This is a genomic window from Bradyrhizobium diazoefficiens (assembly GCF_016612535.1).
Classification (GTDB): domain Bacteria; phylum Pseudomonadota; class Alphaproteobacteria; order Rhizobiales; family Xanthobacteraceae; genus Bradyrhizobium; species Bradyrhizobium diazoefficiens_C.
This window is the reverse complement of the sequence record NZ_JAENXS010000001.1, coordinates 2,441,139-2,466,462: the sequence shown is the minus strand read 5'-3', so window position 1 is coordinate 2,466,462 and position 25,324 is coordinate 2,441,139. Positions and strand designations below refer to the sequence as shown.

Below are 25,324 nucleotides of genomic sequence, written 5' to 3'. Positions count from 1 at the left end.
AGAAGTTTGCCGTTCGAGCGCATGTCGCCACGGCTTTCGGCAAATCCTGCATGCGGCTTCCGGTCGGAGCGCGACAGGTAAACGCGCGGATAACGGCTTCGCGACATGCGAAAAGAAATCCAGCGAATATCGAATGATACGCACGTATCGCGCGAGTTGAATCAAATCACCCGCGATCGGAATCGAGGCTGCCAGTGTGTGCCGATGTGCCGATGAAATCCGCAAGACCTGTGCTTGCGGTAAACGAACGCTTACCGCGCGGGCGTCGCGGTCGATAATGCGCTAACCCAGCCGCGTGGCAGCGGCATGGTGCTCGGCGAGACAGTCCCTGATGGAGGCCAGCAGCGCGTCCGGCGTGAACGGCTTGCGCAGGCAGCGCGCAGCGCCGAGCTCCAGCGCCATCCTCAGGAAGTCGGGCGCGGGCGAATTCAGATCCGCGAAGGCGTAGCCGGACATCGCGATCAACGGAACGGCGGGAGCACGGTCGTGAAACAGCCGGACCGATTCGAACCCACGCATGTGCGGCATGAAGATGTCGATGATCATCAGGTCGAGCTGTTCGTTTTTGAGAGCGCGAAGTCCCGCTTCTCCCCCGTCCGCGATCGTGACCCGGAAATTGTTTCGCTGGAGATAGATCTCGATGGCCATGCACACCATCGGGTCGTCGTCGACAACGAGAATATGCCGCCGACTTTCTGTCTTCGTTTGAATGTCCCGCTTCGGCGATTCAATCATCGAACCGTGGCGCACGCCGTGCTCCTCTCGCTTGCATTGAATTGATGATGACCGCGCGCGGCCGGCCTGGCGCAACATGCGAATGGGATCAATGCGAAATCTGTGGCCAGGCTACGCAATGGCGCGAAGCAATTGCCGACGGCTGAAAAGAACCGGCGAACGAGCAAGGTGGCGCGGACCAGCGGACGTCCCATGGAACTGCGGATGCAATGCCTGCGATCGATTGCCCGTTTCCGGCGCATGAAGCTCCTGCCATCCTTTTCCGGCCGGTGACGCAGGACTCGCTCGCCGGGCGTGCGCGCGAATCAGCGCGCAGTTCTTACTTCCGCCGCAAATGCGGCGAGCTGTCTGCCCCCCAACAGGTATATGGACAGCACACAACCCATAGAATATGTTTATGTTGTCACGCAACTGGATGTCGAAGCGCGGCGCCGACGCCTCATGAGCATACTGGACTGATTTTGCATGACCGCGAGCAGCCCATCGCCCAACCGATTGCTGCAGATGCTGGACGCGGCAAACTTCGATCTTTTGCGCCCTCACGTCACCAGGATTGAATTGGTCAGGACGACTGTCTTGGGTGAAGCAGGTGCGGCAATGCGGCACGTCTACTTTCCACACGACGGTACCGTTTCGCTTACGGTGGGCCTGTCCGAAGCACAGACGATCGAGGTGGCAATGCTCGGCCGCGACGGCATCATCGGCGGAGGTGCGGCGATCGCCGGTCGAGGCGCGACTGGCGCGCTGGCTGCTGCGTGCCCGGGATATGTCCGTCAGCGAAATCCTGCCGCTGACGCAGGAGACTCTGGCTCAGATGATGGGAGTGCGGCGCAACGCCATTTCGCTGATCGCACACGCGCTGCAACGTGCCGGCATCATCCGCTACAGCCGGGGCCAGATCGAAATCACCGATCTGCGCGCGCTGGAAGCGACCGCCTGCGACTGTTATGCCGCGGTGAAGGCGCACCACGCGCCTGCTGGAGGCCCGGCGATGACGCCAGATCGATGCAGGCTGCTGCATGCTGGTGCGCACGCAAGGAGGTATCAGGCGATTGCCGGCACTTGCATGTGAACAATGTACCAATTGCCAACATATCCCGACGGGAACATGATGGAACTTACCCGTGCAAGGGACGGTGAATTCGCCGACAGGCGTTCGCCTGTGAAGACGGCTGGAGGCAGCTTTGGAAACGATGGTGCGCCCATCCAACGGTTTCCTGTCGGCGCTTACGGCAGACGACTATGAGTTGATCCGTGCCTATCTGCGCACCGTCGATCTGCCGCATGACACAGTGCTGGTCGAGGCCGGCGAGACGCTCAAGCGCGCCTACTTCCCGCATCGCGGCGTGATCTCGCTGGTCGTGAAACTCGCCAAGGGCGAGCATGTGCAGGTCGCCATGATCGGCCGCGACAGTCTACTCGGGACGCTCTCGACCATGGGCGACGCATGCGCGCTGAACACGGCGATCGTGCTGGTTCCCGGCGTCGCATCGGTGATGGACCTCGACCGACTGCGGATCGCAGCGGAACAGAGCACCACCCTGCGGACGTTGTTGACGCGCCACGGGCTCGCGGTCTACGCGCAGGTGCAGCAGACCGCGGGCTGCAACGCAGCGCACCCGGTGGAATCGCGGCTTTCGCGCTGCCTGCTGCACACCCATGATCTGTCGGGCGACTACCGGCTGCTGCTGACGCAGGAGGCCATGGCGCAGATGATCGGGGCGCGGCGCAACAGCGTGTCGCTGGTCGCCAATACTTTGCAGCAGGCCAATTTCATCCACTACAGCCGCGGGCACATCCAGATCCTCAATCTGGACGGGCTGCGCCAGACGGCGTGCGAATGCTACGCCACGGTCAAGGCCCAGTACGACCGGCTGCTCGGGTCCTGATCGCGCGCGGAGCGGCCTATGGTAAAGCAAGTGCTTACGGCCGCCTGCAAACACCGCGCGTCTCGTGACCAGAACCGAAATCGGAATGAAGGTAGATGTTCCGACGACGCCTCGCGCCCAGAGCTTGCGACGCGCACAATTGGGACCGGGACGGAGCCATGTTTGAAGCGACCTACGCGCCCGCGCCGGGCGCGCTCGAGACCGAACCGCTGCGCGAGCCGGGCGCGTTCGGCGCGCTCGTGCACGAGATCGGCGAGGACGGCGCCCGCGAGGTGCGCGCCGTGTTCTGGAGCGAAACATCGGCACGGCTCAAACTGTTTCGCACGCTCGACCTCGGCCTGCATCGCGCCAGGATCGGGCGCGAGTCGCATTCGTTGAAGAGCGTGGCCAAGACTTTCGGGTATCTCCGGCTCGCCGCGCTCGCGCTGCGGCTTGAGAGGACCGTGGACGCGCTCGGCGAGCGCGAATTCAGCGATCTCGTGGAGCGGATGGATGCAGCCTACGCTGCCGCGCGAGAGCAGGATCCAAAGCTCTAGAGCTTTTCGTTCCGATAGAATCGGAACGGAAGCTCTAGATTCTCGTTTTGACGCGTTTTCTTCACGCGAACCGGTATCCACTTCGCTGGAAAACGCTCTAGCCATCTCGCGTGCAGCCCGCGCCGTACTTATACGGTTTACGATTTTCATATATGCCTAATCATAGGCGGCGATATTCGCCGGAAACCAGGAGGGTTTCCATGTTCACCTATGAGACTGCGGACCAGAAAGAAGTCCGTCGCTTCCGCATCGCACAGTTCAACGGCCGGATGGCCACAGTGAAGGCCGGCGAGTCGACGGTGACGGGTTTCGTGCGCTCGGTGCTCGAGCAGGAATCGACCATCCCGCCTCGCTGGACCATCACGATCATTCCGACTGCGCCAAAGGAAGAGCCGAAGATGCTGCGGCCTGCCTCGCGCGTGCGCCCCTTCGCCGAAGACTATTTGTAAGCGCGATCGGGTCGCTCCAGCGGCGCTCGACCGATCTCGAGCCTTTGGCCGCGCCCCCGCGAAGGCGGCGCCAGACGACAGCCTCAATCGATCGAATGCAACAACGCCGCGCGGACGAGGTCGGCGGTGTTGCGCGCGCCGAGCTTGCGCATCGCTTCGGCCCGATGGCTCTCGAAGGTACGCGGGCTGATCTGCATGCGCAGCGCCCCCTGCTTGTTCGAGAAACCCTCGCTGATCAGCCGCAGCACCTCACGCTCGCGCTTGGTCAGTCGCTTGCCCGACAGGCTCGAGAGCTCGGAGCCCGCCTCACGCGGCGCCTGCGCCACGCGGCCGGCCTTCGACTCGGTATCCTCAGTCGTGGACGGCGCAGGCAGGCCGCCCTTGTGCGGGCCGGCGAGCTGCTTGACCAGGCCGCAGACGCGCTCGGTCTGCGCCAGTGCGTTCTCCACGACCTGCTGCAAATAGGCGCGGTCGCCCGAGACGGGCGCGAGCTGATCGCTGTGATGCTTGATCTCGCCCATGTAGAGCAGGAGCGCGGTCAGGGGACCATTGAGCTCGCGGGCGATCGCCGCGGCCCTCTCATCGGCCGCCTTGGCGCGGGCGGCATTCAGCCGGACGAAATCGAGCTCTTCAGGCGCAGAAGTGCTGCTTTCGAACCATTCCGACGGCCGCGAATCAGTGACCGTATCGTTCTGTGACCCCATGTGACTCGTGTAGCGGAACCCGGGGCGTTCTGTGGTTAACTTTTTGCTCCGTAAGACTACGGTAAATTTGTCAGTTTCGTGCAGAAATACCGGCGTCGGCACAATTATTGCGTGCATACCAAGACCGTTAGCTATGTCAGGGTTGGTAAATCTGCCCAAATCGCGGGCAGACAGGCGAACGCTTCCTTAACGATCGCCCCACTCCCGATGTCCGGGCCCCAGGATTTTACGGATAAATTAACGGCGACTTGCTTCTCTATGTCACAATTGAGAGCGCGCAAATGCCTCCATGCATTGGGCCCGGTAGGCCTGCTGGAATCGTTGCGGAAGATTGCGTGCCATGAACGACATCGACCAGCTATCGGAGTTCTTGCAGAAGCTGACGCCGTTGTCGCGCAGCTGTCTGCTCAGCGAGCTCGAGCGGCTGGAGCTGTGCGGCATCGACATGCCGGGCTCGCCGGAGATCCAGGCCAAGCTGCGTGCCGAGTTCCGCAAGGACGGATCGAGCCAGGCGCGCGCCACCAGCCCTTCGCGCTACTTCTTCGCACCGCTCGAACTGCTGCTGATTGACGGAGCGCCCGAGCACGCCAATGCGGGCCGGATCTCGCGCAACACGCTGACCCCGATCTGGGAGTGGATCTGCCGCGACCTGCTGCCGACCATGGCGCGCGACTACGTCAAGGCGATCAACGACCAGGTCACCGCCAACAACCCGAAGGAAGTGCTGAAGATCGCGTCGATCTTTCAGACCAAGGTCGTCAAGGTGCTCGAAAACACGCTTGCTTCGGCGGAGAGCACCGAGTTCGCGCGCGGCAAGCTCGCGCAATACACCGCCTCGCGCACCGCCTTCAATGACGTGACGAAGATGCTGCAGGTGCTGCGCGCCGGCGATGCATTGCCGAAGTTCAACGAAAAGCTGCCCGAGCAGATCGCGAAATTCGACGACGGCCAGGTCGCCCAGATCACCGCGCGCCTCGATGCTTTCAAGAAATCCCTGCCTGCGGCACTGCCGTTTGCGCTGACGCTTGTGGCGCGGCGCCTGAAGACGTCCTGGCAACTGGTGCGCCTCGCCACCAAGGCCGCCGCGAGCAAGAGCGCGGCCGACGTCGCCGCCACGCCCTATGCCTGCGTCGTTCCCATGGTACTGGACCGGCTCGACGACAAGCGCCTGGCGCTACGCATCGCGCTCCGGCACAACCGGTTCCTCGTCGCGAAGGACCTGCTCACCGAGATCTACGACACCGAATATGCACTCAAGGTCCGGATCGACGGCATCGAGCATTGCGAATGGGGCGTCCGGCTCCAGCAATTGATGGACGCGATCGCGGCGCTGGTGTCCGAGGAGGTGAGCCGCTTCCCCGCCAATGTCGGACACATTCTCGGTTCTCGCCGGCTGCGCAGTCACGATACGCTGGGCGGCAGACTGAGCTATCTGGCCTGGAAAGGCCGTGACGCCGTGCAGGATGGCGCGGCGGCGCTTCGCAAATTGATCGGCGCGACCTGATTCTTATTCGGGTGTGTGCGGCAGGCTCAGGAAGCGATCGAGAAATCGCCCTGACATCACGAACCTGAACCACCAATAGATCATCCGCCGCGTCGTCATAGCTGCAATCCCTGACAGCCCACCACCGGCTACACAGTCCAATAGCGCAGCTGCAGCAATACGCATGTGAGGTGCTTCACACTCGCCCGCCCAGTGTCCGGGCATGACAAAGCCACGACGAATTGACACAGGCGTTATTCAATTGGGCGAAGCGCAAACAGCTTCGTCCAATTGCGGGACACCGACCGCATGCATGCCCCCCGCCGCGTCCTGACGAAATCTCCCGAGATTGCCGCGAAGCCCACGCGCGACGTGCGGGCAGATGTAAACACTTCGCCAAGACGATCCGGACAATTTTACAAATGATGGGGGCTTTAACGTTACCCGGACAATCCAACAATCGCGCTGAAGCTCTCCATATTTGAAGCCCGTCCGCAGCGCTAACACACCGTCACGGAACGGGAGTGGTTTGCGATGGACGATGGGATCGGTGAGCTCGCCGGACGGAGGCCAAGGACCTTCGGACGGCGGAAGGTGATGCCGCGCGCTTGCGTGGCCGACAGCAAGCGCCATCTGCGCGCGTTCATGAGCGAGGTGCTCGAGGATCTCGGCTTCGTCACCAGCGAATGCGCCAGCGCGGACGAGCTGCAGGCGGTGCTCGCCGGCGAGCTGCCGGACCTGATCCTGCTCGGCATCGCCGCCGATGGCATCGAGCCGGGGCGGTTTCTGGAGATCCTGGTGCGCGAGGCCTTCGACGGCAAGGTGCTCCCGGTCGGCGCCCGCGACTCGATCATCGTCAAGGCGGTGCGGCAGGTCGGCGAGGAATACGGGCTTGCGATGCTGCCGCCGCTCACTACGCCCTTTGCCGCGGAAACGCTGCGCGAGCGCGTCGCGACGCTGCTGCCGGACGAGCCCGCGCCGAGCCCTGCCGTGCATGTCGGCGAGGCCCTGCATGCGGGCTGGCTCGAGCTCTGGTACCAGTCGAAGATCGACGCACGCTCGCTGGTCCGCCGCGGCGCCGAGGCTCTGGTGCGGATGCGGCATCCGACCTGGGGCGTGGTGCCGCCGGCCTATTTCATCCCCGAGCCGCACGATCCGCATTTCCGCGAGCTCTCGGACTTCGTGATCGAGCGCGCCCTGCAGGACTGGCACTACCTCCTCGAGCGACAAAGCGCGGTCGATCTGTCGATCAACCTGCCCGCGCCTTATCTGAAGGAGCCGCAGGCCGTGCGCGATCTCTGCCGTCGGATGCCGACGCATCCGGCCTTCGGCGGACTGACGATCGAGATCGCGAGCGACGAGGCGATCCACGATCTCGCATTCCTCACCGAGGTCGCGCGCGAAATGCGCTTCCACAATATCGGCCTGTCGGTCGACAATCTCGGCGCCAACTGGCCGGACCTGATGGGCCTGGACAAAATCCCGTTCATGGAGCTGAAGGCCGACCGGCAATTCGTCACCGGCTGCGGCAATGACCGGCTGAAGCGGACGGTGTGTCGTCACATCGTCGAGCTCGCACGGGGCTACGGCGCGCGCACGGTGGCCGAAGGCGTCGAAAGCCGCGGCGACCTGATGGCCGTCACCGAACTCGGCTTCGACCTCGTGCAGGGCTATTTGTTCGGCAAGCCGATGCCGCTGAAGAAATTTGCGCGAAGCGCGCTGACGCGGACGGTGATGGAACAGGGGTGAGCGACCGGACGCATGACGAGATCGGGCGCCACCCGGGCGGCGCTTCCGTGACCGGACAAGAAAAAGGCGAAAACAACCCCATGCACAGTAGCCGGTCATGACCGGCGCGACGCCCGTCGCATCCAGCGAACTGCCTGATGCGCTGGGAGAAATGCCGCTCGCGGCGGACGCCGGAGGATGATGAGCCCTGTCCGCCTCACAATGCTCTCATGGCCGACACCGTCGCTTGCCTTCGGAGCGATTTCCGGTAATATTTCCGGAAATGGGAATAGAGGATGACCAGGAAAACGAAATCCCCCGTCGCCAGCCACCGCGCACGTCGGGAGCGCCAAGGCTTCGTGCGGGTCGAGGTCAATGTCCGCAAGGAAGATGCGAGCCTGGTTCGACGGGTTGCTTCGGCCTTGTCCGATCCCGTGCGCCGGACGGAGGCACGTGCGCTGCTTCGCCAGCGCTTTGCCGAGCCGTCCCATGTCAGCCTGAAGGCGCTGCTCGCGTCCGCGCCGCTCGACGGGATCGACCTCGATCGCAGCCCTGATCCGGGACGCGACGTCGACCTGTGAGTTACCTGATCGATACCACCATCATCTCCGAGATCCGGAAGGGCGCGCGTTGCGACACCCACGTGTCCGCCTGGTATGCATCAATCGCTGACGTTGATATCTTCCTGAGCACGCTCGTCCTCGGTGAAATACGAAAGGGCGTTGAACTTGCGCGCCCACGAGATGCGGGCAAGGCGGCGGCGCTCGAACGCTGGTTGCGGGAGGTCGAGGCCGCATTCGATGGACGCGTGCTCGGTATCGACAACGCCGTGTCCGATCAATGGGGTCGCATGAGCGCCATCAGATCCGTTCCGGTCATCGACGGCCTGCTCGCGGCGACCGCGTTGACGTATGATTTGACGCTGGTGACGCGCAACGATCGCGATGTTGCGGGGCTGGGTGCGAAGGTGATCAATCCGTTTAGGGGCGGAAGAGATGGCGATCGATCGTAGTGTGGACCGGAGCGTGTCGTCGCGCAGACAGTCGTAGCGATGACCGCGTGCCTCACCACAGTCTTCCGACGCCATAGGCGTCGAAGGCTTGCTCATTGGAGACAAGCACGAGATTTTCCAGCATCGCCTGAGCGATCAGCATCCGGTCGAATGGGTCGCGGTGAGGGCCGGGCAAGGTGCCCGCCGCTTGCCCATGCCGAAGGCTGATCGGCAAGCCAGCGAAGCCCTGATCGGCGATCGCGCCCTCGATATCCGCAACAATGGCGGCAACGCCGGGCAATTTGCCGATCCGGTGCTTCGCCGATATTTCCCAAGCAGAAGCAGCACTGATGAAAATGCCGTTGCTCTCATCCGCTATTGCCGATCGAGCCGCAGCGGACAGCGCGTCATCGCCGGAAAGCCACCAGAGAAGGGCGTGCGCATCCAGCAGCAACTGCATGCCGCTACTCCCAGGCCGCCAATTCCTGCTCGGACAGGGGCTCGAAGAATTCAGGCCCAACACCGACGATGCCGTGCAACGCGCCGAACTTGCGCTTTACCGATGGCGGATGGAAAGGCACCAATTTGGCGATCGGCTGCTTGCCCCGAGCAAGGACAATTTCCTCGCCAGCTTCAACACGCGCCAGAAGTTGCGACAGGGTCGTCTTTGCGGTGTGGATTGCGACTGTTTTCATGGACCTTACTCTGAGCTAAATCTTAGCTAAATCATGTGTCCTTGTCCCGTGCGATTTCAGCGACCCGCGATCGTGACGCAGATCGATATCTCCCTTTGATTAATGTGGCCACATGCCAAGTTCAAACGTGCTCACGATCGGGCGCGTCGCATCGTTTAGTGCGATGTCACCGTACGCGGAAAAACCCACCTGAGGAGTTTGGAAGCTATTGGTAGCATCCGGTCATCCCTGCTTTTTCGCGCAAGCTTCAACTGCGTACGCACACTGCTCACCGCCGGTTAGAAGCCCGCCAGTCGGCCCGGAATAGTTGACTTGGCTAACAACTCCGCCCTGAATGACGATATTAACTGTGCAGAAACGCGCGGTGCTAACGCCGGTTGCAGAGCCGAACGTGTTGACCGCCCCTGACACGTTGTTGCCTGAACGCGTTGCGTTGAAATTGCCATCAGTGCCCGCAACCACTGTCGTTGATCGGTAACCGTTCCCAGATGGATACGACCAAATCTCTGTTGCCCCCTCGGCAGCTTTTGATGCGGCTGGCCCCATGCAAGTAAAAAACTGCTCCTTGGTCATGCCGACTATCGAGGCTTTTGCTTCCTGAGCGACTTGCGAGCGCTGAATTGCACAACCAGCCAATGCAACGCTAAGCGCGCAGACTCTTAAAACACGCATAAAAATTAGTCCCCCAACCTACAGCCGCACGTTTCTCCGCGTACGGCACTGTGATGAGCGTTTCGTTTGAGCTCAGCAAGGCTGACGGGGCCTCTTCTCAGACTAGAATCCACACAAAACCAAGCTTCTTCCGACGCAACGTCAGCCTTCTGCTTGAAATCCAAGTCACCGCGCCAATGCTATTCATCTGCAATTTTGTACCAGTTACCGTTGGAATCTTTCATATCGCGATGAGTGGTCCCGTCATCCCAATCGTAACAAGTCCGAATATCGGCGGAAGTATTAAACGAGCAGATTTCCCGGCGGATAATCTTGTCTTTCATATCCTTGGTGACTTTCACCATACTCAGCTTGCCATCACTCGCCACGACCGTGACAGCATCGTAGCATGTTTTGAATTCCGGCTGGCATCCGCGGGTGTAGTACGGCTTACCATTGTTTTGATCAGCTGACCGCTTGATGACCTTGTCCAAGAACTCTGGCCATGAAGGCTGTGATGCACTTTTGGTCTGTGGCTGCAACTGCGTTGGCTCATCCGGCTGGGTCTGCTTGGGTACGACCGAAGATTCAGCTGTGGCTGTCGCTGTTGGGGAAACGGGCGTTTGAGCCGGCTTTCCGATCATGGTCGTCCCCATCGACTGCAAATCCTGAGGAGTAAGCCACACCATCGCGTTCGGCGGCGTAACGACCATTCGACCTATAATCGCCGGGGGTACACCTAGGTCTTTTGCCGCCCGGGCCATGGAAACAGTGGCGGCATTTGAGGCCGTCGTTTCATCGCCTTGCTTGTCTGAGGCGCCATGCACGCCGACTTGCGCCGTGTAGTTCGCAAATTTGGTAGCGCCAGCTGCGTAGACAAGAAAACATGCCGAAGCACAGATTGCATTTCCTGCAACGTTAGTGGCCACCTTTGCGAAACGCACCACATCAGCAAGTTTGAGGCTCTCTAAGAGATTCCCGCCTGGCGAATTCAATCGGACTCCCGAGACTAGCTTTCCGACATCGTTAGCGCTTTTGATCGCAGCCTTAAGAGTGTCGGCGTCACCCTCGCTGATTTCTCCCGACAGAAGAATAATAGTCTTGCCGTCCTTCGTCGCGACGCTCTTGAAGGTCGCTGCCGAAAGGGCCGACGGAACGATGGACGACAAGGCGACAGCGAATGCAAGATTGCGAACGCGCAGAATTGTGATCTTCATCATTCAGCCCCCCGCTGAGCAGGGCATATTATTTTCGATCGTAGATTGAGTCCATCGAACTAGACCAAACACGGACAGTTTCACTCAGGTTAGGAACCAACCTGGGATGGCCAAGAACGCAAAACTGGATATTGCAATGAAATCAACTAGTCCGGAAGAATCATGGCGGAGAGGGAGGGATTCGAACCCCCGATAGGCTTGCACCTATGCCGCATTTCGAGTGCGGTGCATTCAACCACTCTGCCACCTCTCCTGAAGGCGCCATATTAGGAGCAGGGCCCCTGTGGTTGGGGGCGTTAATAGGCGAGGATGGCGGGCCAGACAAGGCGCGCCGGACGAAAATCGGGTCCGTTTTCGGTTTGGCAACGGGGATGTTGCGGCTGCGGCGGCGTCGATGGCTGATTTCGGGGGGAGTCTGCGCCGTTTCCTTCGGAGATCGCTTCGGTTTGGTTCGATGTGACGCCGCCGGTCGGCGCTGGCGGCCGAATCATCTGGTCACTCGGCACCCCCTAAGGGGCTGAGCAATCGCATCTGCGGTCTGAGCGCGCGCCTCGTCCTTCGAGACGACCGCTCCGCGGTCTCCTCAGGATGAGACTAAGCGGCATCGGCATTGGGCTCCCTCTCCCGCTTGCGGGGGTGGGCTGGGGTGGAGGTGTCTCCGCGTCGACGTCGAGGATTGCCGAGGATGTCCCTGCGTGGCGAGAGCCCTCACCCGCCGCGCGCGGGACGATGCTTCGCATCGCCCGGGGCGCGTCGGCCTCTCCCGCAAGCGGGAGAGGCCGAGCAAGCCCGCGGACAATCCTCGTGAACCCATATCTGGACGAACCTGCATCGGGGCAGGTGTTCAGTCTCATCCCAACATGCTTTGAAAGAGGGGTGGGACCGCCAGACGCGGTAAACACTGGCGGTCCCGTGCCGCTCATCGAAATGCTGGCCAGGAAGGGCGGCTTCGCAGGCCTGCGTGAGGCGACGATTCGACCGTAGCGTGCGGCGGCTTCCCCGCAACGCAATCCGTCCCTTAACCTAACCAGTCAAGGTTACTCCTTGTCGTTCTTGCCCTTTTTCTTGCCGTTCTCGGTAGAATCCCGGTCCTTGTCTTTCCCGTTGCCGCCGTTCTTGCGGCGGTTGGTGAAGCGCGCGTTGCCAAGTCCGGTGCCGATGGTGAGCACGCCCCAGCGCTCGATATCCTGCATGAACGGCACTTCCGAGAGGCCCTGCACCACGCCGTCATTGTGCATGAGGATCGCGGTGTCGTGCTCGCCGATCTCAGGAATGCCTTCGATCAGGCTCGCCGGCAGGTTGAACTTGCTGCTCTCCCAATTGCCCGGCAGGTTCTGCGCGCCTTTTTCGATGGAGCCGTCCGCGTTGATCACGCCGGGACAGGCGATGCCGATGAAGGGCGCGAGCTTGAGGCCTTCGGCATCGGCCAGCGTAATCAATCCTTTCAGCATTTTTGTGAGGCGCTTCACCGCGCCCTCGCGGGTCGGCTCGTCGTCGGCATGGCGCCACAGCTCGGATTTCCACACGCAGGCCTTGGAGAGGTCGTCCGCCTTCTTCCAGCGGGTCTCGACCACGCCGCAGCGGATGTTGGTGCCGCCGATGTCGACGGCGAGAATGCTGTCGTAAGCCTCGAAAATCCAGGAGGGCGCCAAGTGCAGCGCGCCGATCAGGGCAGCCTCGTCCGGATGATGGCGGATCGGCTGCATGTCGACCTTGAAATCCTCCGATTTCAGGATGATCTCGGCGCGCGCGATCGCGAGCTCGCCAAGCCTTGAATCGCGAAATCCGCCGCCGACCACAATGCGCTCGGTCTTGGCCCAGGCCTTGGTCTTGAGGAAACGGCGCGTGACATGGGCAAGCTCCTGGGCGAACTCCTCGATCGCGCTGTGCACCACCGCCGAGGCCTCGGTGTCGTCGCCGACCAGGATGTCGTCCAACGTCTTCTTGCTGATCTTGTCCGTGTCCTCCTTCCCGAACGGATCCTCGCCGGATTTGCGCAACGGCTTGCGCCAGCGCTCGAGAATCTCGCGGAATGCGCCCTTGCTGGCGCGGTCGCCGAGAAAGCCGTCCTCGTCCTTGATCTCGATGTTGAAACTGTCGAGGTCCACCGACGGCAGCCGGCTCGCGCCGTGCTGCGCGATGCCTGTCGTCGCGACCAGTTCGTCCGTTGCCATGAAAGCCCTTGCCCGTCTGGAAATTCGCCGGGACAACGGCGCGGGAACCCGTTAGTTGCAAACCGCCCGCAGATTCGCCGGTGGCGTGGAAGCAGGCCAAATCCTTCCAATCCGGGCCTTTTCGCCCGCTTTTCCTTGACTCTCGGCGATCCCCGGCTATAAGTCCCACAACCGGCGCGGGGCGTTTCTCGCGCCGCTTGTTTTTGCGCGGGTTTTCAAAGGGATAACTCCCGCCCGCACAAAACTCAGTAAACCCATAGCGACTGACAAAAAGCCGGCCCCTGACGCTATCCGTCGTGAGGCCGGGATTGAACACGAAGGAAAACAACGATGTTCGCAGTCATCAAAACCGGCGGCCGGCAGTACCGTGTCGTTCCGGATGATGTCCTGGAAGTAGGCAAGATCGAAGGCGAAGTCGGCACGATCGTGCAGCTGAGCGAAGTCCTGTTGGTCGGCGGCGACACGCCGGTCGTGGGTCTCCCCACCGTTGCCGGCGCATCCGTCGCCGTCGAGGTGCTCGACCACAAGCGCGGACCGAAGGTCATCGCGTTCAAGAAGCGCCGCCGCAAGAATTCGCGCCGCAAGCGCGGCTATCGCGACGAGATCACGGTTCTTCGCATCAGCGAGATCCTGACCGACGGCGCCAAGCCCACCAAGGGCCCGCGCCCGAAGCGGGAAAAGGTCGTCAAGGAAGAGGCAACCGAAGAAGCCGCCGCATAAAATCGATCACGCCAATTCACGAATTGATGCGTGAGACATTTTGAAATGATTCCGTCAAGGAATTGACCTAGACATACGCAGGATTTCGGAGACGAGCCATGGCTCACAAAAAGGCAGGCGGTTCATCGCGCAACGGTCGCGATTCCAAAGGCAAGCGCCTCGGTATCAAGGCGTTCGGCGGGGAAGTTGTGATTCCCGGCAACATCATTGCGCGTCAGCGCGGCACCACCTGGCATCCCGGCCTTAATGTCGGCATGGGCACGGACCACACTCTGTTCGCCAAGATCGAGGGTCGCGTTACGTTCCAGGCTAAAGCCAACGGCCGCACCTTCGTATCGGTACTCCCGATCGCAGAGGCGGCTGAATAGACGGTGGACCAAATCTGGAGTCCGCCGGGTCCTACCGAACCGGCGGAGTCCACAAGAAGGCTCCAGGGGAGGCGGGAAACCGGCCTCCCCTTTTCGTTTGACGAGTTCACTTTTCACTTAGTGACTTTGACGGAGCCGGACATGTTGCAGGATTTCTCGAGCGTGACCTTGCAGGAGGCGAGACCCGAAGTCGTCGCCACCGAGCGGCTGACCTTACGGCGGCCGACGCTGGCCGACGTCAGGACCATCGCCCGCCTCGCCAACGACCGCCGCGTCGCGGAAAACACCCGCCGCCTCCCCCATCCCTATTCGCAGGACCACGCCGTCGAATTCATCCGCGCCACCTCCGCGCTCGGCAGCGAAACCGTGTTCCTGATCGAGCACGACAGCGGACCGGTCGGCATGGTCGGCATCGACTGCTCCACGCCAGACCATGCCGAGCTCGGCTACTGGCTCGGCGTCGAGCATTGGGGCCAGGGCTTTGCCACCGAGGCCGCGCGCGGCGCGATCGACTTCTTCTTCGAGGAGTTCGAGGACGACCACCTCTATGCCGGCGCGCGCGTCACCAATCCGGCCTCGCGCAAGGTGCTGGAGAAGTGCGGCTTCCAGTGGAGCGGTGTCCAGCTGCACCGCTTCCTGGCGTTGGGCTCGTCCACCCCGGTCGACTGCTTCCGCCTCTCGCGCGGCGTGTGGTCGTCGCTGAAGAGCTGGAGCAGTGCGAGAAGGATGAGGTAGGGCGGAGGCGGCGCCTCACACTCCGCCGTCGTCCCGGCGAAGGCCGGGACCCATAACCACGACTGGTTGTGGGGCGAAGGCACCAACTCCGAGTCTTCGCAAAACTATTGCTGCGGCGTATGGGTCCCGGCCTTCGCCGGGACGACAGCGGGATTGTGGTTATGCTGGCGGATTCACCTCTGCGACGTCCCGCCCGAGATCGCGCTCGCGCAGGTAAATGTAGAACCCGGCGCCGATGATGATCGCGGCGCCGACAATCGTCGCCACCTGCGGCACATCGCCGAACACCACGAAGCCGAAGATCACCGCCCAGACGATCATCGAATATTGGTAAGGCACCACCACGCTCGCCGGCGCGAGCTTCAGCGAACGATTCACGCAGAACAGCGCGGTCACGGAGATGCATCCCGCCAGCGCGAAGATCACGAGGCTGCCCGGGGTCGGCGGCACCCAATGGAACGCCGACAACGCGGCGCCCAGCGAAAACGTGCCGATGAATTGCGAGGACGCCATCACGATATCCGGCGTCTTGCGCAGGCTGCGCGTGATCAGCATCAGCGTTGCAAAAGAAAGACTGCCGCCGAGCGCGATCAGCGCCGGCAGGCTGACCGTCTGCGCCGACGGCCGCAGCGCAATCAGCACACCGCAAAAGCCGATCAGGATCGCGCTCCAGCGCCGCCAGCCGACATTCTCGCCCAAAAAGATCGCCGACATCGCGGTGACGAAAATGGGGCCTGCGAGATAATAGGTGATGACGTCGGCGAGCGGCAGATAGACCGTCGCGGCGAAGAAGGCCGCAACCTCCAGCGTCGACAGCGTGACACGGAGGAGCTGCAACCAGGGGCGCTCCATACGGACGAAATCGTGACGCTGCCGCCAGATCATCGGCGCCAGCAGCAGCAGCGCGGCGCAGGCGCGCAGGAACAGCAGCTGCCCCACCGAATAAGTCCCGACCAGGAACTTGCCCATGGCATCGCCGAACGAGAACATGAAGATCGACAGCACCATCAGCGCGATGCCGGCAAGGCGCGCGGAGCGATCGTCATAGGCGGAGAGATTCTTGAAGAGGGGCATTGGCGCCGTTTTAATCGCGTGGGCGCGCGGGACAAGCCCGCCTCTGGCGAATTGAACGCATTGTCGCACTGCGCGTGGCGCGATACGGATCAGGCTTCCCGAATTCGTCCCGATGGTGCAGCGCATGACCGATTTCGATCCGACCCAGCATCGCATGATCGCGGCACAACGCTGGTTCGAGGATTTCGTGGTCGGCGAGCGCTTCGTGCTGCCGAGCCGCACCCAGACCTCGGCGGTGTTCGCCGCGTTCCAGACCGCGAGCGGCGACACCCACCCGGTGCATTATGATGTCGAATATTGCCGCGCCCGCGGCATGCCAAACCTGCTCGCCCACGGCTTCCAGACGCTGATCCACACCGCGCCCGGCGCGGGCCTGTTTCCGTTCATGGTCGAGGACTCCCTGGTCGGCTTCCTCGAGCAGTCGAGCCGGTTCCTCAAGCCCGTGTTCGCCGATGACACCATCTATCCCGTGCTCGAGGTCGCCGAGCTGGTGCCGGGCCGCACGACCGGCGCGGTGACGCTCAAAAGCATCGTGTACAACCAGCGCAAGGAGCTGGTGCTGGAGGGGATGCAGAAATTCCTGATCCGGCGCAGGCCCGCTGGTTAAGCAAGGGCCCAAAATCGAGAGAAAATCGGCCGATTTGCGGATAAGTCCGGGTTGCCGCGCGGGACCGGCTGGCCTACCTATGGCCCATGAAATTCCTCGACGAAGCAAAGGTCTATATCCGCTCCGGTGACGGCGGGAACGGCTGCGTGGCGTTCCGCCGCGAGAAGTTCATCGAATTCGGCGGTCCCTCCGGCGGCAATGGCGGCCGCGGCGGCAATGTCATCATCGAGGTCGCCGACGGCCTCAACACGCTGATCGACTACCGCTACCAGCAGCATTTCAAGGCCCAGAAGGGCGAAAACGGCTCCGGCTCGGACCGCCATGGCGCCAACGGCAAGTCGATCGTGCTCAAGGTCCCCCTGGGTACGCAGATCTTCGACGAAGACCGCGAGACGCTGATCCACGACTTCACCGACGTCGGCGAGAAATTCGTGCTGTCCGAGGGCGGCAATGGCGGCTTCGGCAACGCGCATTTCAAGACCTCGACCAATCGCGCGCCGCGCAACGCCAATCCCGGCCAGCCCGGCGAGGAACGCTGGATCTGGCTGCGGCTGAAACTGATTGCGGATGCCGGTCTCGTCGGCATGCCCAATGCCGGCAAGTCGACCTTCCTCAGCAAGGTCAGCGCGGCGCGGCCGAAGATCGCCGACTATCCCTTCACCACGCTGCATCCGCAGCTCGGGGTCGTGAACGCCGACGGCCGCGAATTCGTGCTCGCCGACATTCCCGGCCTGATCGAAGGCGCGCATGAAGGCACCGGCCTCGGCGATCGCTTCCTCGGTCATGTCGAGCGCTGCCGCGTGCTGCTGCATCTGATCGACGCGACCTGCGAGCATGCCGGCAAAGCGTACAAGACCGTACGGACGGAACTCGACGCCTATGGCGGGCTGCTCACCGACAAGATCGAGATCGTCGCGCTGAACAAGATCGACGCGGTCGGTCCGGACGAACTCAAGAAGCAGAAGGACCGGCTGAAGCGCGCCGCCAAGAAGACGCCGCTGCTGCTCTCCGGCATCACCGGCGACGGCGTCAAGGAAGCGCTCCGTGCGTTGGTCGACGTGATCGGCGAAAGCCCGGTCTCGGCCAAGGCCAAGAGCGCGGCCGAAGCGGAGCCGTGGTCGGCGTAAGCTCTTTCCCCAGCGGGGAGAGGTTTTCTTCGCGTCATCAATAGCGCAATATCCGACAAACGCAGGGTGGAGCGACAGGCATGGCGCGCGCGAAGAACGTTCTCTGGATCATGTGCGACCAGCTTCGCTATGATTACCTCGGCTGCACCGGTCATCCCTCGCTGAAGACCCCCAACATCGACGCCATGGCCAGGCGCGGCGTGCTGTTCTCGAAAGCTTACGTGCAGTCCCCGATCTGCGGACCGTCGCGGATGTCGTTCTACACGGGACGCTACATGCGTTCGCACGGCTCGCATTGGAACGGCTGGCCGCTGCGCGTCGGCGAGCCCACGCTCGGCGATCATCTCAAAAAGATCGGCGTCCGCAACGTGCTGGTCGGCAAGACCCACATGGCGCCCGATCTCGAAGGCATGAAGGCGCTCGGCATCCCGCCGGAATCGATGATCGGCGTCCACGTCGCCGAATGTGGTTTCGAGCCTTATGAGCGCGACGACGGCCTGCATCCGACCGGACGGCCACGCCCGAAATACGACGACTATCTGCGCCGGCAAGGATTCGAAGCGACGAATCCGTGGGAGCATTGGGCCAATTCAGGCGCGGCCGACGACGGCTCGTTGCAGAACGGCTGGCTGCTGGTGCACGCCGACAAGGCCGCGCGCGTGCCGGACGAGCATTCCGAAACACCTTACATGACGCGGCGCGCGATGGACTTCATCAGCGAGGCCGAGACCGACGGCCGGCCGTGGTGCCTGCATCTGTCCTACATCAAGCCGCACTGGCCCTACATCGCGCCCGAACCCTATGCCAGCATGTATTCGACGGCGGACATGATCCCGGTGATCCGCTCCGAGCGCGAGCGGCAAAATCCGCATCCCGTGTTCGGCGCCTATATGGACATGCGCTACTCCCGCAACATGGCGCGCGACGAGGCCCGCGAGAAGGTGATCCCGACCTATATGGGCCTGATCACCCAGATCGACGACCAGATGGGCGTGCTGATGAAGTTCCTGGAGGAGCGCGGCCTCCTCGAAACAACCATGATCGTGTTCACCTCCGATCACGGCGATTATCTCGGCGACCACTGGATGGGCGAGAAGGATCTGTTCCACGAACAATCGGCGAAGATTCCGCTGATCATCATCGATCCCTCCGCGGAGGCCGACGCCATGCGCGGCACGCGCAGCGACGCGCTGGTCGAAGGCATCGATCTCGCGCCGACCTTCGTCGATTATTTCGGTGGCAAGGTGCCGGGCCACATTCTCGAAGGGCGCTCGCTGCTGCCGCTGCTGCGCGGCCCGACGCCACCGGATTGGCGCAAGGTGGCGTTCTCCGAATACGACTATTCCATGCAGGACGTGCGGCTGAAGCTGAACCAGCCGATCGAGCGCTGCCGCCTGTTCATGGTGTTCGACGGCCGCTGGAAATACATCCACGCCTCCGGCTTCCGCCCGATGCTGTACGATCTCGAAACCGATCCGGAAGAGTTTCTGGATCGCGGCGACGATCCGGAATGCGCGGGAATCATCGCGCGGCTGCAGGCCGAGCTGTTCGACTGGGCACTGCATCCCAACGACCACATCACCACGCCGCGCGAAAAGATCGCGAACTACGCCGACAATCAGCTCCAGGTGAAGGGCGGGATTCTGATCGGCATCTGGGACGAGGCCGAGCTGGCGGCGATCAAGGATGGGATCGCAGAGCGCGCGAAGATGTGAGTTCTTCGCCTCTCCCCGCTTGCGGGGAGAGGCCGGATCGCATCGCAGATGCGATCCGGGTGAGGGGGACTCTCCACGAGTCCAACTGTCACCGTCCCCGCGGAGACTCCCGCTCACCCCAACCCTCTCCCCGTAAGAACGGCGAGAGGGAGAAGACCTCAATTCTCGATCTTGTATCCCGTCGCCTTCACGATCGGCTGCCAGAACCCGGTATTCGCGGCGAGCTCTCTGGTGAGCCCATCCGCGCTGCTGCCAACCGGGATCAGGCCGATCGCCGTGAGCTTCTCCCTCACCTCGGGCTTGGCGAGCGCGGCACTCGCGGCTGCGCCGAGCTTGCTGGCGAATTCCGGCGGGCTGCCGGCGGGAAGCCACATGCCGTACCAGGCATCTGCGACGAGATCGATGCCGTTCTCTTTCAGCGTCGGAACGTCAGGCGCGAAGGGCGAGCGTTCCGCGCTCGACACCCCGATGATCGTCACGCCCTTGGCGCGATGCTGGGGCAGCGCATCAGCCAGCGTGGTGATCCCAAAAGAAATATGGCCGCCGATGATGTCGTTGAGGATGGGCGCGCTGCCGCGATAGGGCACGCGCGTCAACGGGATACCAAGATCCTTCTCGAGCTTGGAGCCCATGAAATGCGGAATGGTGCCGTTGCTCGGCACACCGAACGACGTCTTGTCGGGATGCGCCTTCAGCCACGCGACGAATCCCTTGAAATCCGAGGCATCCATCGCAGGTCCAACCACGAGCGCGAACTCGAATCGCGCCAGCAGCGACACCGGCATGAAATCCTTGGCCGTATCGAAGGTCGGCGTCGTCTCCACCATCGGCAGCAGATACATGGTGGGGCCTGTCGTCACCAGCACCATGTTGCCGTCGGGGCTTGCCCCCTTCACCGCCTTGATGCCGATCAGGCCGTCGCCGCCGGTGCGGTTCTCGACCACGATGGTCCGTTGCAGCACCGGCGCCATCTCCTGCGCGATCAGCCGGCACAGCGTGTCGCCGCCGGCCCCCGCCGCGAACGGGAAGATGATCTTTGTCAATCCGGCCTGGGCTTCCACTTCGCCCGCCTGTGCAAGCAGCGGCAGCCCGAGGCATCCGGCGATGAAGTTGCGGCGATCCATTCGTTTCCTCCAGCCCATTATCGTTGGCGGCAATTAGAGCCACGCGGCGGTGCGACACAAGGCCGACATTGGTGGCGGTTACCGTGCAGGCCGCCTTGCGCCGGCCATCGTCCTGCTGCAAAAACAGGCCCCATCGGCGCCGCCCGTCGCTCCGCCGTTTCCCGAGCAATTCGCACCAAAGCGGCAAAATATACGCAGATGGCCAGCCCTGAACTCAATCAATTCCGCCGCATCGTCGTCAAAGTCGGCTCCGCGCTGCTGGTGGATTCCGACAAGAGCGAGGTGCGCGCGTCCTGGCTCGCCGCGCTCGCCGACGACATGGCCAAGCTGCACAAGGAGGGACGTGACGTCCTCGTCGTCTCCTCGGGCTCGATTGCGCTCGGCCGCAGCCGGCTCAAATTGCCGCGCGGCCCGCTGAAGCTGGAGGAGAGCCAGGCCGCCGCCGCCGTCGGCCAGATCGCGCTGGCGCGGATCTGGTCGGAGGTGCTCGGCGCGCACGGCATCGGCGCGGGCCAGATCCTGGTCACGCTCCAGGATACCGAGGAGCGCCGCCGCTACCTCAATGCACGCTCCACCATCGGCAAGCTGCTGGAATGGCGTGCGATCCCTGTCATCAACGAGAACGATACGGTCGCCACCAACGAGATCCGCTACGGCGACAACGACCGCCTCGCCGCGCGCGTCGCCACCATGGCGAGCGCCGACTTGCTGGTACTGCTCTCCGATATCGACGGGCTCTATGACGCCCCGCCGAAGAACAATCCTAACGCCAAGCTCATTCCCGTGGTCGAGAGCATCTCCTCTGAGATCGAGGCGGTGGCGGGCGACGCCGAGTCCGAGCTCTCGCGCGGCGGCATGCGCACCAAGGTCGAGGCGGCCAAGATCGCCACCACCGGCGGCACGCATATGCTGATTGCGTCCGGCAAGATCGAGCACCCCTTGCAGGCGATCGCCGATGGCGGCCGCTGCACCTGGTTCCTGACGCCGGCCAATCCCATCACCTCGCGAAAGCGCTGGATCGCCGGCACGCTGGAGCCGAAGGGGACGCTGACCATCGACGCCGGCGCGGTGACGGCACTGCGCGCCGGTGCCAGCCTGCTGCCGGCCGGCGTGATCAAGGTCGAGGGCCAGTTTGCCCGCGGCGACGCCGTGATCGTCCGCGGCCCCGACACCAGCGAGGTCGGCCGCGGCCTGATCGCCTATGACGCCGAGGTCGCCGAACGGATCAAGGGCCGCTCCTCCCCGGACGTGATGGCCATCCTCGGCATCAATGGAAGGTCGGAGATGATCCACCGCGACGATCTGGTGGTGGGCGGGTAAGAGCTGCCGCGGCCTCTTTTTCGAACCTCAGCTCGGCCAAAGGCCTAGCCGCGGCACGGCCCGGGAGACCTGCCATACCCTCCCCGCCCTTCGCAAAAGCGGGATTTCCGTGCTAGGACACTGCCTTAGCAGAAGGTTGAACTCTCCATGGCCGCCCCTCTCAAAGCCGTTGACGGCAATGCCGATCGAACTGCCGATCTCCTGGCGCTGATGACCGATCTTGGCACCCGTGCCCGCGCTGCCGCGCGCGTGCTGGCGCTGGCGTCGCCGGAGCAGAAAAACCGGGCGCTGGAAGCCATGGAGCGGGCGATCCGCGCGAACGCAGCAGCGATCCTCGCCGCCAATGCCGAGGATGTCGCGGAAGCCCGCGCCTCGAGCAGCATGACCTCTTCCTTCATTGATCGCCTGACGCTGACGCCGGCGCGTGTCGAGGCGATGGCCGAAGGCATCGGCATCGTGCGCGGCATCGCCGATCCCATCGGCATCGTCACCGAGAGCTGGCAGCGGCCGAACGGCATGACCATCGAGCGGGTGCGCGTGCCGCTCGGCGTCGTCGGCGTGATCTTCGAGAGTCGGCCCAACGTCGCGGCCGATGCCGGCGTGCTGTGCCTGAAGTCCGGCAATGCCGTGATCCTGCGCGGCGGCTCCGACAGTTTCCGCTCCTGCCGCGCCATCCATGAATGCCTGGTGCAGGGCCTGCGTGAGGCCGGCCTGCCCGAGGCCGCCATCACGCTGGTGCCGACGCGCGATCGCGCGGCGGTCGGCATGCTGCTATCCGGCCTCAACGGCGCCGTCGACGTGATCGTGCCGCGCGGGGGCAAAAGCCTCGTCGCGCGCGTCGAGGCCGAAGCCCGCGTGCCGGTGTTTGCGCACCTCGAAGGCGTCAACCACGTCTATGTCGACGGCAGCGCCGACCTCGCCATGGCGAAGTCGATCGTGCTCAACGCCAAGATGCGCCGCACCGGCGTCTGTGGCGCGGCCGAGACACTGCTGGTCGATCGCGCCGCTGCTGCATCGAACCTCAAGCCGCTGGTCGAGATGCTGATCGAGGCCGGCTGCGAAGTGCGCGGCGACGACGCCGTGCAGAAGACCGACGCACGTGTAAAGCCTGCCAGCGAAGACGATTGGGACACCGAATATCTCGACGCGATCATCGCGGCGAAGGTGGTCGACGGCGTCGACGGCGCGATCGCGCACATCCAGGATCACGGCTCGCACCACACCGATGCGATCGTGAGCGCGGATGACGTGGTTGCGAAAAAATTCCTGAGCGAGGTCGATTCCGCGATCGTGCTGCATAACGCCTCGACGCAGTTCGCCGATGGCGGCGAATTCGGCTTCGGCGCCGAGATCGGCATCGCCACCGGTCGCTTCCACGCCCGCGGCCCTGTCGGCGCCGAGCAGTTGACGAGCTTCAAGTATCGCGTCCACGGCACAGGGCAGACGCGACCGTAAGTAACGTCGCGAGGCGGGGGCATTGAGTAACAAATTCGTCGTGCCGCGTTCCGTGGCGCAAGCGGTCCCGCCCCACACCCAGGGCATGCGCATCGGCCTGCTCGGCGGCTCGTTCAATCCTCCGCATCAAGCGCATCGCGCGATCAGCCAATTCGCGCTCAAGCGATTGCAGCTCGATCGCGTCTGGTGGCTGGTGACGCCAGGCAATCCGCTGAAGGAGAACGGAAATTTGCATGAGCTCGGCGAGCGCATGCAGGCCGCGCGCGACGTCGCTGATGACCCTCGGATCGAGGTGAGCTGTCTCGAATCCGTCATTCGTACGCGCTACACTATCGACACGATCAACACCCTGCGCCGCCGCTTCAACGGCCTGCGCTTTGTCTGGATTATGGGCGCCGACAACCTCGCTCAATTCCATCGTTGGCAGGACTGGCGGCGCATCGCCGGCCAGGTGCCGATTGCGGTCATCGATCGTCCGCCGCAGAGTTTTCGTGCCCTCGCCTCTCCCGCGGCCAAGGCGCTCGCGCGCTACCGCCTGCCGGAGAATAAGGCGGCCCTGCTTGCGGATCAGCCGGCGCCGGCGTGGGTCTTCCTGACCGGATTGAAGCTGAATCTCTCCTCAACGGGGCTGCGGAACCCGGACGGGAGCTGGAAAGGTACGAAGTGAGACGGATATGCGGACGTCGTGGGGACTTCCGGGCTCTCTGGCATATTGAAACCCTTAACCCCACATGATGTAGTGTAGCCAGTGAGCGCTGGATTCGGCGTTCGCGATACAGTGAAAGGAATGGTCCCTGACCACATCTGTATTGTCCAAGTCTGTTTTACCCAAGGCAAAACCGGCGCGTAAAACATCGACCAAAGCTGCGGCCTTGAAGGCGCAACCCGACGCCGACAAGACGCTGAGCCTGATCCTCTCCCGCCTCGACGACATGAAGGCGGAAGAGACGGTCACCATCGACCTTCGCGGCAAATCGGCATACTCCGACTACATGATCGTCACCACCGGCCGGGTGAACCGGCACGTTGGCGCGATCGCGGAGAACGTCGCGAAGAGCCTCAAGGAAAACGGCATCAAGAACATCCATGTCGAGGGCTTGCCCAATTGCGACTGGGTGCTGATCGATTCCGGCGATGTGATCGTGCACGTGTTCAGACCCGAGGTCCGTGAGTTCTACAATCTCGAGAGATTGTACACGCAGGGCCCAGGGGCGGCGAAGGCGATCTAGGCTCACTGAGCCGATTTCGAATCGGCTGACGCGCATGCTAGCGTCGTGCGCGCGCATATTGCGCGCGGTCTTGAAAACACGGCCCTGAAGACGTCATGCGTGTTGCTGTCATTGCGGTGGGGCGGCTGAAGCAGGGCCCCGAACGGGAGCTTGCCGACCGCTATTTCGAGCGGTTCGACGAAGCCGGCCGCAAGCTCGGATTCCGCGAACTCACCATCCATGAAATCCCCGAAAGCCGCGCCCGCGACACCGCGACGCGGATGACTGAGGAGGCCGCGGCGATCTCCGCGCATATTCCGGACAAATCGATATTGGTTGCGCTGGACGAGCGCGGCCAGAATCTCGACTCCACCGTATTTGCACGGCATCTCGGGCGCTGGCGCGACGAGGGCGCCGGTCATACAATCTTCGTGATCGGAGGGGCGGACGGACTTTCGCCCGAATTGCGCCGTAAGGCCAAGCTCGCGATCGCGTTCGGCTCTGCGACCTGGCCGCATCAAATGGTCCGCGTCATGCTTCTGGAACAGCTCTATCGGGCCGCCACCATTCTGGCCGGCCACCCCTATCATCGCGCGTGATTCGCGCCTCAACGAGCACC

27 protein-coding genes, 1 tRNA gene and 1 pseudogene are annotated in these 25,324 nt (G+C 62.9%); 19 read left to right on the top strand and 10 right to left on the bottom strand.

The window, feature by feature from the left end; all coding sequences use genetic code 11:
* Positions 1-282: 282 nt before the first annotated feature.
* Positions 283-735, bottom strand: a complete 453-nt coding sequence (locus tag JJE66_RS11655; RefSeq protein WP_200515331.1) for a response regulator — start codon at positions 733-735, stop codon at positions 283-285.
* A 465-nt stretch (positions 736-1,200) separates the two neighbouring features.
* On the opposite strand from JJE66_RS11655, the pseudogene JJE66_RS11650 reads away from it, so the two are divergent.
* The 4 genes and pseudogenes from JJE66_RS11650 to JJE66_RS11635 form a co-directional block, all read left to right on the top strand.
* A pseudogene (locus JJE66_RS11650) lies at positions 1,201-1,708 on the top strand (Crp/Fnr family transcriptional regulator); the annotation flags it as partial.
* A gap of 220 nt (positions 1,709-1,928) precedes the next feature.
* A complete protein-coding gene (locus JJE66_RS11645) occupies positions 1,929-2,624 on the top strand; it encodes a Crp/Fnr family transcriptional regulator (protein ID WP_200514409.1) in 696 nt (231 codons plus the stop codon).
* A gap of 158 nt (positions 2,625-2,782) precedes the next feature.
* Positions 2,783-3,160, top strand: a complete 378-nt coding sequence (locus JJE66_RS11640; RefSeq protein ID WP_200514408.1) for an Hpt domain-containing protein — start codon at positions 2,783-2,785, stop codon at positions 3,158-3,160.
* Between the two features lie 200 nt (positions 3,161-3,360).
* Positions 3,361-3,609, top strand: a complete 249-nt coding sequence (locus JJE66_RS11635; protein WP_200514407.1) for a hypothetical protein — start codon at positions 3,361-3,363, stop codon at positions 3,607-3,609.
* Positions 3,610-3,692: 83 nt separating this feature from the next.
* Here JJE66_RS11635 and JJE66_RS11630 read toward each other — a convergent pair whose 3' ends face one another.
* A complete protein-coding gene (locus JJE66_RS11630; protein ID WP_200514406.1) occupies positions 3,693-4,313 on the bottom strand; it encodes a LuxR C-terminal-related transcriptional regulator in 621 nt (206 codons plus the stop codon).
* Between the two features lie 340 nt (positions 4,314-4,653).
* Between JJE66_RS11630 and JJE66_RS11625 the strand changes: the two genes are divergently transcribed.
* The 4 genes from JJE66_RS11625 (at position 4,654) to JJE66_RS11610 (ending at position 8,536) form a co-directional block, all read left to right on the top strand.
* On the top strand, positions 4,654-5,817 hold the full coding sequence (locus tag JJE66_RS11625; protein WP_200514405.1) for a hypothetical protein: 1,164 nt from the start codon (positions 4,654-4,656) through the stop codon (positions 5,815-5,817).
* A gap of 513 nt (positions 5,818-6,330) precedes the next feature.
* The gene (locus JJE66_RS11620; protein ID WP_200514404.1) at positions 6,331-7,545 is read left to right on the top strand and encodes an EAL domain-containing protein; all 1,215 of its coding nucleotides are present in this window, start codon (positions 6,331-6,333) and stop codon (positions 7,543-7,545) included.
* A 275-nt stretch (positions 7,546-7,820) separates the two neighbouring features.
* Positions 7,821-8,105, top strand: coding sequence for a hypothetical protein (locus JJE66_RS11615; protein ID WP_200514403.1), 285 nt, complete (start codon positions 7,821-7,823; stop codon positions 8,103-8,105).
* Entirely contained in the window at positions 8,102-8,536 is a 435-nt protein-coding gene (locus JJE66_RS11610; RefSeq protein ID WP_200514402.1) for a type II toxin-antitoxin system VapC family toxin, read from the top strand. The genes JJE66_RS11615 and JJE66_RS11610 overlap by 4 nt, the downstream gene beginning before the upstream one ends.
* Positions 8,537-8,588: 52 nt before the next feature.
* Here JJE66_RS11610 and JJE66_RS11605 read toward each other — a convergent pair whose 3' ends face one another.
* The 6 genes from JJE66_RS11605 to JJE66_RS11580 all read right to left on the bottom strand — a co-directional run bounded on the left by JJE66_RS11605 (position 8,589) and on the right by JJE66_RS11580 (position 13,252).
* Complete coding sequence (locus tag JJE66_RS11605; RefSeq protein WP_200514401.1) at positions 8,589-8,975, bottom strand: type II toxin-antitoxin system VapC family toxin; 387 nt, start codon at positions 8,973-8,975, stop codon at positions 8,589-8,591.
* 4 nt (positions 8,976-8,979) lie between these two features.
* Positions 8,980-9,210, bottom strand: coding sequence for a type II toxin-antitoxin system Phd/YefM family antitoxin (locus JJE66_RS11600; protein WP_200514400.1), 231 nt, complete (start codon positions 9,208-9,210; stop codon positions 8,980-8,982).
* Positions 9,211-9,432: 222 nt separating this feature from the next.
* Complete coding sequence (locus JJE66_RS11595) at positions 9,433-9,783, bottom strand: hypothetical protein (protein ID WP_246756158.1); 351 nt, start codon at positions 9,781-9,783, stop codon at positions 9,433-9,435.
* Between the two features lie 278 nt (positions 9,784-10,061).
* Positions 10,062-11,081: an ATP-dependent Clp protease proteolytic subunit gene (locus tag JJE66_RS11590; protein WP_200514398.1), complete on the bottom strand. Its 1,020-nt coding sequence runs from the start codon at positions 11,079-11,081 to the stop codon at positions 10,062-10,064.
* A 160-nt stretch (positions 11,082-11,241) separates the two neighbouring features.
* Positions 11,242-11,331 (bottom strand) — tRNA-Ser (locus tag JJE66_RS11585).
* Positions 11,332-12,115: 784 nt separating this feature from the next.
* On the bottom strand, positions 12,116-13,252 hold the full coding sequence (locus JJE66_RS11580) for an ROK family protein (RefSeq protein ID WP_200514397.1): 1,137 nt from the start codon (positions 13,250-13,252) through the stop codon (positions 12,116-12,118).
* A 330-nt stretch (positions 13,253-13,582) separates the two neighbouring features.
* Between JJE66_RS11580 and rplU the strand changes: the two genes are divergently transcribed.
* From rplU to JJE66_RS11565, 3 genes are all read left to right on the top strand, one after another.
* A complete protein-coding gene (gene rplU, locus JJE66_RS11575; RefSeq protein ID WP_200514396.1) occupies positions 13,583-13,972 on the top strand; it encodes a 50S ribosomal protein L21 in 390 nt (129 codons plus the stop codon).
* 98 nt (positions 13,973-14,070) lie between these two features.
* A complete protein-coding gene (gene rpmA, locus JJE66_RS11570; protein WP_011083253.1) occupies positions 14,071-14,340 on the top strand; it encodes a 50S ribosomal protein L27 in 270 nt (89 codons plus the stop codon).
* A 141-nt stretch (positions 14,341-14,481) separates the two neighbouring features.
* Positions 14,482-15,075 (top strand): GNAT family N-acetyltransferase, encoded by a 594-nt coding sequence (locus JJE66_RS11565; RefSeq protein ID WP_200514395.1) that lies wholly within the window; start codon positions 14,482-14,484, stop codon positions 15,073-15,075.
* A gap of 159 nt (positions 15,076-15,234) precedes the next feature.
* Here JJE66_RS11565 and JJE66_RS11560 read toward each other — a convergent pair whose 3' ends face one another.
* A complete protein-coding gene (locus JJE66_RS11560; RefSeq protein ID WP_200514394.1) occupies positions 15,235-16,149 on the bottom strand; it encodes a DMT family transporter in 915 nt (304 codons plus the stop codon).
* A gap of 124 nt (positions 16,150-16,273) precedes the next feature.
* Here JJE66_RS11560 and JJE66_RS11555 point away from each other — a divergent pair, with 124 nt between their 5' ends.
* The 3 genes from JJE66_RS11555 to JJE66_RS11545 all read left to right on the top strand — a co-directional run bounded on the left by JJE66_RS11555 (position 16,274) and on the right by JJE66_RS11545 (position 19,598).
* The gene (locus tag JJE66_RS11555) at positions 16,274-16,756 is read left to right on the top strand and encodes a MaoC family dehydratase (RefSeq protein ID WP_200514393.1); all 483 of its coding nucleotides are present in this window, start codon (positions 16,274-16,276) and stop codon (positions 16,754-16,756) included.
* 86 nt (positions 16,757-16,842) lie between these two features.
* Positions 16,843-17,883 carry a GTPase ObgE gene (gene obgE / locus JJE66_RS11550; RefSeq protein ID WP_200514392.1) on the top strand — a complete coding sequence of 347 codons (1,041 nt, stop codon included), beginning with the start codon at positions 16,843-16,845 and terminating at the stop codon, positions 17,881-17,883.
* Between the two features lie 80 nt (positions 17,884-17,963).
* Entirely contained in the window at positions 17,964-19,598 is a 1,635-nt protein-coding gene (locus tag JJE66_RS11545) for an alkaline phosphatase family protein (RefSeq protein WP_200514391.1), read from the top strand.
* A 158-nt stretch (positions 19,599-19,756) separates the two neighbouring features.
* On the opposite strand, the gene JJE66_RS11540 is transcribed toward JJE66_RS11545, so the two are convergent.
* Positions 19,757-20,722 (bottom strand): Bug family tripartite tricarboxylate transporter substrate binding protein, encoded by a 966-nt coding sequence (locus JJE66_RS11540; RefSeq protein WP_200514390.1) that lies wholly within the window; start codon positions 20,720-20,722, stop codon positions 19,757-19,759.
* A 198-nt stretch (positions 20,723-20,920) separates the two neighbouring features.
* Here JJE66_RS11540 and proB point away from each other — a divergent pair, with 198 nt between their 5' ends.
* The 5 genes from proB (at position 20,921) to rlmH (ending at position 25,304) form a co-directional block, all read left to right on the top strand.
* On the top strand, positions 20,921-22,042 hold the full coding sequence (proB, locus tag JJE66_RS11535) for a glutamate 5-kinase (RefSeq protein WP_200514389.1): 1,122 nt from the start codon (positions 20,921-20,923) through the stop codon (positions 22,040-22,042).
* A gap of 147 nt (positions 22,043-22,189) precedes the next feature.
* A complete protein-coding gene (locus tag JJE66_RS11530) occupies positions 22,190-23,497 on the top strand; it encodes a glutamate-5-semialdehyde dehydrogenase (RefSeq protein WP_200514388.1) in 1,308 nt (435 codons plus the stop codon).
* 22 nt (positions 23,498-23,519) lie between these two features.
* Positions 23,520-24,164 carry a nicotinate-nucleotide adenylyltransferase gene (locus JJE66_RS11525; RefSeq protein ID WP_200514387.1) on the top strand — a complete coding sequence of 215 codons (645 nt, stop codon included), beginning with the start codon at positions 23,520-23,522 and terminating at the stop codon, positions 24,162-24,164.
* 205 nt (positions 24,165-24,369) lie between these two features.
* The gene (rsfS, locus tag JJE66_RS11520; protein WP_200514386.1) at positions 24,370-24,726 is read left to right on the top strand and encodes a ribosome silencing factor; all 357 of its coding nucleotides are present in this window, start codon (positions 24,370-24,372) and stop codon (positions 24,724-24,726) included.
* 95 nt (positions 24,727-24,821) lie between these two features.
* Positions 24,822-25,304 carry a 23S rRNA (pseudouridine(1915)-N(3))-methyltransferase RlmH gene (gene rlmH / locus JJE66_RS11515; RefSeq protein WP_200514385.1) on the top strand — a complete coding sequence of 161 codons (483 nt, stop codon included), beginning with the start codon at positions 24,822-24,824 and terminating at the stop codon, positions 25,302-25,304.
* The last annotated feature ends 20 nt before the right edge of the window (positions 25,305-25,324 follow it).